This is a genomic window from Variovorax sp. P4_D9 (assembly GCF_056401695.1).
This window is the reverse complement of sequence record NZ_JBFUIU010000387.1, coordinates 1-8,428: the sequence shown is the minus strand read 5'-3', so window position 1 is coordinate 8,428 and position 8,428 is coordinate 1. Positions and strand designations below refer to the sequence as shown.

Here is an 8,428-nt window from a genome sequence, read left to right as displayed (position 1 = left end):
CTTCGAGCCCGACCGGATCGGCACCGCGCTGCGCGACCTGCTGATTGAGCGCGCCCGGGCCGGGGTGACGGTGCGGCTGCTGCTCGACGCCCTCGGATCCAAGCGAATCGGCCGCAGGTTCATGGCGCCGATGCGTGCAGCCGGCATACACGTCGCGCTGTTCCACGAGACCCGCATCGGCCGCCGCCTGCGGCCGGTGACCAACTACCGGACCCACCGCAAGATCGTCGTCTGCGATGGCAGGGTGGGCTTCACAGGGGGCGTCAATATCACCGACGCGGAAGACGCCCGCATCCGGCCCGACGCCTATCACGATGTTCACCTGCGCATCGAGGGCAGCGCGGTGCGCTGGTTGCAGACCACGTTTCTCGAGGACTGGACCTATGCCACCGGCGAGGACCCGCGGCAGCTGGACAACACGGTCATGGAGCACCTGCTGCCGCCCCTGCCGGCCAGGGACGGCGCGCGCGACATTCCGGTGCAGATCATCACCAGCGGGCCCGACAACCCGCTCGAGGCCATCCATCGCGTGCACTTGGCGGCCATCCAGTCATCGGTGAATCGCGCCTGGCTCACGACGCCGTACTTCGTGCCGGGTGAGCCGGCGCTGATGGCGTTGACCAGCGCGGCGCTGCGCGGCGTCGATGTCCGGCTGCTGGTGCCACGGCGCAGCGATTCGCTGGTCGTCAGCGCCGCGGCGCGCTCCTATTACGACGAGCTGATCGCGGCCGGCGTCAAGGTGTGGGAGTACAAGGCGCGCATGCTGCACTCGAAGACCCTGGTGGTCGACGACAACTGCGCAATGATCGGCACGGCGAACTTCGACAACCGCAGCTTCCGCCTGAATTTCGAGGTGTGCGCCTTGATCTATGGGACCACGCTGGCCAAGCCGCTGGCGGCACAGTTCGAGACCGACCTGCGCAATGCATCCCCGGTGCGGGCCAACCGCCATCAGCCTTTCCTGCGCCRCCTGGGCGATTCGATCGCCCGCCTTTTTTCCCCTTTGCTTTGATCCATGGCCCCTCATACCTTTCTCTGGCACGACTACGAAACCTTCGGAGCGGTGCCGCGCCGCGACCGGCCCTCGCAGTTTGCCGCCATCCGGACCGATGCCGAGCTCAACGAGGTCGGCGAGCCGCTGATGATGTATTGCCAGCCTGCGTCCGACTACCTGCCGAGCCCCGAGGCCTGCCTGATCACCGGGATCACGCCGCAGCAGTGCCTTGAGCGCGGCATTCCCGAGCATCAATTCGCGGCTCGCATCGAGCGTGCGTTCTCCCAGCCCGGCACCATCGGCGTGGGCTACAACACGATCCGCTTCGACGACGAGGTGACGCGCTTCCTCTTCTGGCGCAACCTGATCGATCCCTATGCGCGCGAGTGGCAGAACGACTGTGGCCGCTGGGACCTGCTGGACGTCGTGCGGCTGACCTATGCGCTGCGCCCAGACGGCATCGAATGGCCGAAGAAGGCCGATGGCAGCCAGAGCTTCAAGCTCGAGGATCTGGCGCGCGCCAACGGGCTGCTGCATGAAGCGGCGCACGATGCGCTGTCGGACGTTCGCGCCACGATCGCGTTGGCTCGCCTGATCCGCGAGAAGCAGCCCAAGCTGTTCGACTTCGCGTTTGGGCTCCATCGCAAGGACCGGGTCGCGGCCGAACTCGGCCTGCCGGCCACGCGCGAGACCGCGCGGCCTTTCCTGCACGTGTCGGGCATGTTCCCGGCCGAGCGCGGCTGCCTGGCCGTGATGTGGCCGTTGGCCAGCCACCCGACCAACAAGAACGAGCTGCTGGCCTGGGACCTGGCGCATGACCCGAGCGAACTGCGCGATCTCGATGTCGAGACGCTGCGGCTGCGGCTGTTCACGCGCAGCGCCGAACTGCCCGAGGGCRTGCAGCGGCTGCCGCTCAAGGGCATCCACCTGAACAAGTCGCCGATGGTGGTCGGCAACCTCAAGACGCTGGCGTCGGCGATGGCCGCGCGCTGGGGCATCGACGTCGAGGCGGCGCTGCGCCATGCGACCATCGCAGCCGCCTTGCCCGACATGAGCGCGATCTGGCCGCGGGTCTACGAGCGGCCTCGCGAAGGGCCGCCGGACGTCGACGAGGACCTCTACGGCGGCTTCGTCGGCAACGGCGACCGACGCCGGCTCAACGCGCTGCGTGCGCTGTCGCCGGCCGAGCTCGCGCACTCGCGCACCGGTTTCGACGACCCTCGGCTCGAGGAACTGCTGTTTCGCTACCGGGCCCGCAACTTCGCCGACACGCTGAGCGAGGAGGAGGCCGAGCGCTGGGAGGCGCATCGCGTGGCGCGGCTGCTGGAGGGCGAGGGCGGCGCCCGCAATGTCGATGCGCTGTTCGCCGAGATCGATACCCTGGCCGAGACGGCGGACCCGCGCGCCGAGGAAATCCTCGGTGCGTTGTACGAGTACGCCGAGGCGATTGCGCCGACCGTGTGAGATATCGAAGATGACCATTCGTCGACTCGGGCCTGCCGATGCCGGACCGTACAGGGCGCTGATGCTGATCGCCTACGAGCAGCATCCGGATGCGTTCACCTCGAGTGCGTCCGAACGCGCGGCGCTGCCGCAGTCGTGGTGGGTCGCCCGCCTCGACCCTTCGCCGACGGCGGGCCAAGTGGTGCTCGGTGCTTTCGACGGCAACCGTCTAGTCGGCGCCGCGGGGCTGGAATTCGAATCACGCGAGAAGGCGCGCCACAAGGCCAGCCTGTTCGGCATGTATGTCGCTGCGCAGGCACGCCAGGGCGGCTTCGGGAGACAGCTGGTGGAAGCTGCACTGGCGCAGGCAGCCGCGCGGGAAGGTGTCAAGCTGGTCCAGCTGACCGTGACCGAAGGCAACCGAGCCGCGCAGTCGCTTTACGAGCGCTGTGGCTTCGAGGTTTTCGGCGTCGAGCCGTTCGCGGTGGCGCTCGGCACGCACTTTGTTTCGAAAGTCCACATGTGGCGTGCGATCGGCCCGCTGGGCTGACGGCGCGTCGGTCGCTGCGAAGCTGACAGCAATGTCATCGGCGAGTCAGTTTGCCGTCCCTGGCGGGTGCCTAGAGTGGGCGGCATGCGAATATTGTGTCTGGCCCTGGCGGCGTCACTGACGGGCTGCGCCGTCGGACCCAATTACCAGTGGCCCTCGTTGCCAGAAGGCGTGTCGGCACCGGCTTTCAAGGAGGCAGGCGCCTGGAAGGCGGCGACTCCCGGAACCGTCGATGCCGCCCACCCGTGGTGGAGCGGTTTCGGCGATCCCCGGCTTGACGCCTTGATCGAGCAAGCCGAGCTCGCGAACCAGAATCTCAAGCTGGCCGAGGCCCAGTATCGCGATGCCCAGGCGCTGGTGCAGAACGCCCAGTCGGCCTGGTCGCCGACGCTCGGGTTCGACGCCTCGGGCCAGCGTTCGCGCAGCCTGAATTCCGGGGAGCCGGTACAGGGCAACACGCACGCCTGGTCGCTGCAGGCCAGCTGGGAGCCGGACCTCTGGGGCCGGGTGCGGCGCGCGGTGGAAGGCGCCGCCGACAGCGCGCAGGCCAGCGAGGCCGACCTGGCCGCGGCACGGCTCGCGGTGCAAGCCGCGGTGGCCAACGACTACATCCAGCTGCGCATGACCGACGCCCAGCAGCGGCTCTACGACCGGACGATCGAGGCCTATCGCAAGTCGCTGCAGATCACCCAGAGCCAGTACCGCGCCGGCGTCGTGACGCGGGCCGACGTCGACCTCGCCAACACGACGCTGCAGTCGACCCAGGCACTGGCCATCGACACCCAGTTGACGCGGCGCCAGCTCGAACATGCGATCGCGGTGCTGATCGGCAAAACGCCGTCGCAGTTCTCGATCGCGCCGGACCAGACGCTCCCGGTCCTGTCCGAGGTGCCGGTGGGCGTGCCCTCGGAACTGCTCGAGCGCCGGCCCGACATCGCCGGGGCCGAGCGCCGCGTGGCGTCCGCCAACGCGGGCATCGGCTACGCACAGGCCGCTTACTACCCGACGCTTTTGCTGAGCGCTGCGGGCGGCTTCGCCGGCGCCGGCTTCGGCAACTGGTTCGCGGCGCCGGGCAAGGTCTGGGCGCTGGGCGCGGCCGTGGCTCAGACCCTGGTCGACGGCGGGCTGCGCAATGCCCAGGTGGCGCAGGCGCGCGCGGTCTTCGATGCGTCGTCGGCCAGTTATCGCCAGACCGTGCTGGCCGGCTTCCAGGAGGTTGAGGACAACCTGGCCGCGCTCGACGTGCTGGCGCAGGAGCGCCGGGTCCAGGACGGCGCCGTGGCCTCGGCGCAGAACGCCGAAYGGGTATCGCTGAGCCAGTTCCGCGCCGGCACCACCACCTACCTGGCGGTGATCACCTCGCAAACCCTGGCGCTGAACAACGAGCGCACCGCGCTGCAGCTGCAGAGCCGCCAGTTCGCCGCCAACGTGGCGCTGGTCAAGGCGCTCGGCGGCGGCTGGAATGCCAGTCAGCTGCAGGCCCGCGCCGACGCGAGTCCGACCGCGTCGGCCCCGGCGGCCGACCCTGGGTCTTCAATCTCCAAGTGAACGTCATGGATACCCCCAATTCCGCTCCCCGCCAGCGTCCGCGCTGGCCGCTCCAGGCCGGCGTGCTGCTGCTCGTCATGCTGCTCGCCATCGGCGCCTGGCGCTTGTTCCGACATCCCGCGCCGCCGCCGAACGCAGGGCCTGCGGGCGTGCCGGCGACCACGGTCCGGGTGGCCAGCGAGACCGTGCCGATAGCGCGCAGCGGCGTCGGCACGGTGGTGCCGGTGGCTTCGGTGACGGTGCGCACCCGGGTCGACGGGCAGCTCGACAGCGTCGAGTTCAAGGAAGGCCAGGACGTCAAGGCCGGCCAGGTGCTGGTGCGCATCGATCCACGCACCTACCAGGCGCAGCTCGAGCAACTGGTCGCGCAGAAGTCCAAGGACGAGGCCACGCTGGCCAACGCGCGCGCCGACCTGCAGCGCTACGGAGAACTGATCAAGGAAGACGCGACCACGCAGCAGACGCTGGACACCCAGCGTGCGCTGGTCAACCAGCTGCAGGCCTCGATCAAGAGCGACGAGGCGCAGATCCACCTGGCCCAGGTGCAGCTCGGCTTCACCTCCATCACCGCGCCGATCAGCGGGCGGATCGGCGCGCGGCTGGTCGACCCGGGCAACATCGTGCATGCGGCCGACACCAACGGCCTGCTGGTGATCAACCAGATCGATCCAATCGCGGTCCTGTTCACCTTGCCCGAAAGCAGCTTCCAGGCGGTGAACAAGGCGCTCAACGGCAGCCATGAACCGCTCGCCGTCGAGGCCATCGACCGCGACACGCGCGAGGTGCTGGCGCCCGGCAGGCTGGTGCTGCTGAACAACCAGATCGACACCGCGACCGGCACCATCTCGCTCAAGGCGCAGTTCGCCAATGCGGGGCACAGGCTGTGGCCCGGCCAGTCGGTCGACGCTCGGGTAGTGCTCGGCGAGCGGGCCGATGCGTTGACCGTGCCGGCGGCGGTGGTGCAGCGCAACCAGGAAGGCTTCTTCGCATATGTGGTTGGCCCGGACGACAAGGTGCGGGCACAGGCAGTGACGGTGGCCGACACGGTCAAGGGCCGCTCGGTGATCGACTCCGGCCTGGCCGCCGGCGACCGCGTGGTGCTTGATGGCCAGTACCGGCTGACGCCCGGCGCCCGCGTCATCGAGAAGAACGCGGTCGTGCCGGTCGCTTCCGCGGGAGCAAAGCCTTGAACATCTCCGCGGCTTTCATCAAGCGCCCGATCGGTACCTCGCTGCTGGCCGCGGCGCTGCTGCTGATCGGGCTGGTCGCCTGGCCGCTGCTGCCGGTGGCGCCGCTGCCCCAGGTCGATTTTCCGACGCTGCAGGTGACGGGCCGGCTGCCCGGGGCCAGCCCCGAGACCATGGCCGCCAACGTGGCGCAGCCGCTCGAGCGCCAGTTCTCGCTGATTGCCGGACTGTCGCAGATGACCTCCAGCAGTTCGCTCGGCCTGACGCAGATCACGCTGCAGTTCGACCTCGATCGCAACATCGACGGCGCCGCGCTCGACGTCCAGACCGCGATCAACGCGGCCCAGGGGCAACTGCCGTCCAATCTGCCGAGCCCGCCGACCTTCCGCAAGATCAATCCGGCTGATTCGCCGGTGCTGATCCTCGGTGTGCAGTCCAAGGTGCTGCCGCTGGTACAGGTCAACGACTACGCCGACAACGTGCTGGCGCAGCAGATTTCGCGCATCTCGGGGGTCGGGCTGGTCAATATCTTCGGCGTGCAGAAGCCGTCGGTCAGGATCCAGGTCGACCCGGCCAAGATCAAGGCGGTGGGCATGAGCCTGGAGGACGTGCGCGGCGTGATCGCCGCCACCACCGTCAGCGCGCCGACCGGCACCATCGACGGCGAGCGCCAGGCCTTCAACGTCTACACCAACGACCAGCTGCTCAAGGCCGCGCCCTGGAACGACATGGTGCTGGCCTGGCGCAACGGCGCGCCGATCCGGGTGCGTGACATCGGCGTCGCGGTCGACGGACCGGAGAACAGCAAGGTGGCGGCCTGGGGCTTCGCCGGGCCGGCGGCCGCCGAGGGCAACGACATCGCCAACGGCCGCGCCATCATGCTGGCGATCACCAAGTCGCCMGGCGCCAACGTGATCGAGACGGTCGACCGCATCCAGGCGGCGATGCCGAAGCTGAAGGCGGCGATTCCGCCGAGCATCAGCGTCAACACGCTGGTCGACCGCACGCAGACCATCCGGGCCTCGGTCAAGGACGTCGAATTCACGCTGCTGCTGTCGATCGCGCTGGTGGTGGCGGTGATCTTCGTCTTCCTGCGCAACGTCACGGTGACGCTGATCCCGAGCGTGACCGTGCCGCTGGCGCTGCTCGGCACCGCGGCCGTGATGTACGTGGTCGGCTACAGCCTGGACAACCTGTCGCTGATGGCGCTAACGATCGCGGTCGGCTTCGTGGTCGACGACGCGATCGTGATGCTCGAGAACATCTATCGCCACATCGAGGACGGCATGGCGCCGATGGAGGCGGCTCTGCAGGGCGCCGGCGAGATCGGCTTCACGATCATCTCGATCTCGGTCTCGCTGGTGGCGGTGTTCATCCCCTTGCTGCTGATGGGCGGCATCGTCGGCCGGCTGTTCCGCGAGTTCGCGGTGACCGTGACCCTGACCATTGTGGTGTCGGTGCTGATCTCGCTGACCTTGACGCCGATGCTCTGCGCCCGCTTCCTGAAGCCGCATGTGCCGAACGAGAAGCACGGCCGGGTCTACCTGCTGCTCGAGCGCGGCTTCGACGCCATGCTCGACGGCTACAAGCGCGGGCTCGGCGTGGTGCTGCGCCATCCGTTCATCACGCTGATGAGCTTCATCGCCACGGTGGCGGCGACGATCCTGCTGTTCATGGTGATCCCGAAGGGCTTCTTCCCGCAGCAGGACACGGGCTTCCTGTTCGGCAGCGCCGACGCGGCGCAGGATTCGTCGTCCAACGCGATGCGCGACCGGATGCTGAAGATCGCCGACATCATCCGCCAGGACCCCGACGTCTCGAGCTTCGGCATGCAGGCCGGCGCAAGCACCTTCAACTCGGGCAACTTCTTCATCGGCCTGCGGCCGAAGGACGAGGGCCGTACGGCCAATGCCGACGAGGTCATCGCCAGGCTGCGGCCCAAGCTGGCGCCGGTGGAGGGCATCACGCTGTTCATGCAGGCCGGGCAGGACATCAGCGTCGGCGGCCGGCCGTCGCGCACGCAATACCAGTACACGCTGACCGACACCGACCTGAACGAGCTCAACACCTGGGCGCCGAAGGTGCTGGCCCGGCTGCGCGAGCTGCCGCAACTGACCGACGTGACCTCTGACCAGCAGAACGCCGCGCCGACAGCCCAGGTGACGATCGACCGCCAGCGCGCATCGAGCTACGGCATCACGCCGGCGATGGTCGATGCCGTGATCTACGACGCCATCGGGCAGCGCCAGGTGGCGCAGTACTTCACGCAGCTCAACAGCTACAACGTGGTGCTGGAGGTCCCGCCGGAGCTGCAGCGCGATCCGTCGCTATTCGACCACCTGTACCTGACATCGCCGATCACCGGCCAGCAGGTGCCGCTGTCGACCTTCGTTAAGCTCGACACCAGCAAGACCGGCTACCTGTCGATCAGTCACCAGGGGCAGTTCCCTGCGGCGACGGTGTCCTTCAACCTGAAGCCGGGCACCTCGCTGGGCCCGGCGGTCGACGCGATCAATGCCGCGCAAGCGCAGATGGGCGTGCCGCCGACCCTGAGCGGCACCTTCCAGGGCACGGCGCAGGCCTTCGGCGATTCGCTGCGGACCCAGCCCTACCTGATCCTGGCGGCGCTGATCTCGGTCTATATCGTGCTGGGGCTGCTCTACGAGAGCTACATCCATCCGTTGACCATCCTGTCGACCCTGCCGT

The 8,428-nt window shown here is 68.3% G+C and carries 6 protein-coding genes; all 6 read left to right on the top strand.

Annotated elements, in window-relative coordinates; genetic code table 11:
• The coding region (gene cls, locus AC1DY5_RS32085) for a cardiolipin synthase (protein ID WP_478118047.1) at window positions 1-1,012 on the top strand (1,012 nt) is incomplete at its 5' end.
• A 3-nt stretch (window positions 1,013-1,015) separates the two neighbouring features.
• The gene (sbcB, locus tag AC1DY5_RS32080; RefSeq protein ID WP_478118046.1) at window positions 1,016-2,458 is read left to right on the top strand and encodes an exodeoxyribonuclease I; all 1,443 of its coding nucleotides are present in this window, start codon (window positions 1,016-1,018) and stop codon (window positions 2,456-2,458) included.
• Window positions 2,459-2,468: 10 nt separating this feature from the next.
• A complete protein-coding gene (locus AC1DY5_RS32075; RefSeq protein WP_478118045.1) occupies window positions 2,469-2,987 on the top strand; it encodes an N-acetyltransferase family protein in 519 nt (172 codons plus the stop codon).
• A gap of 84 nt (window positions 2,988-3,071) precedes the next feature.
• On the top strand, window positions 3,072-4,535 hold the full coding sequence (locus AC1DY5_RS32070; protein ID WP_478118043.1) for an efflux transporter outer membrane subunit: 1,464 nt from the start codon (window positions 3,072-3,074) through the stop codon (window positions 4,533-4,535).
• Window positions 4,536-4,540: 5 nt separating this feature from the next.
• Window positions 4,541-5,725 carry an efflux RND transporter periplasmic adaptor subunit gene (locus AC1DY5_RS32065; protein ID WP_478118042.1) on the top strand — a complete coding sequence of 395 codons (1,185 nt, stop codon included), beginning with the start codon at window positions 4,541-4,543 and terminating at the stop codon, window positions 5,723-5,725.
• Window positions 5,722-8,428, top strand: a 2,707-nt coding sequence (locus tag AC1DY5_RS32060; protein ID WP_478118040.1) for an efflux RND transporter permease subunit, incomplete at its 3' end; no start/stop codon positions are given. The genes AC1DY5_RS32065 and AC1DY5_RS32060, both read left to right, overlap by 4 nt.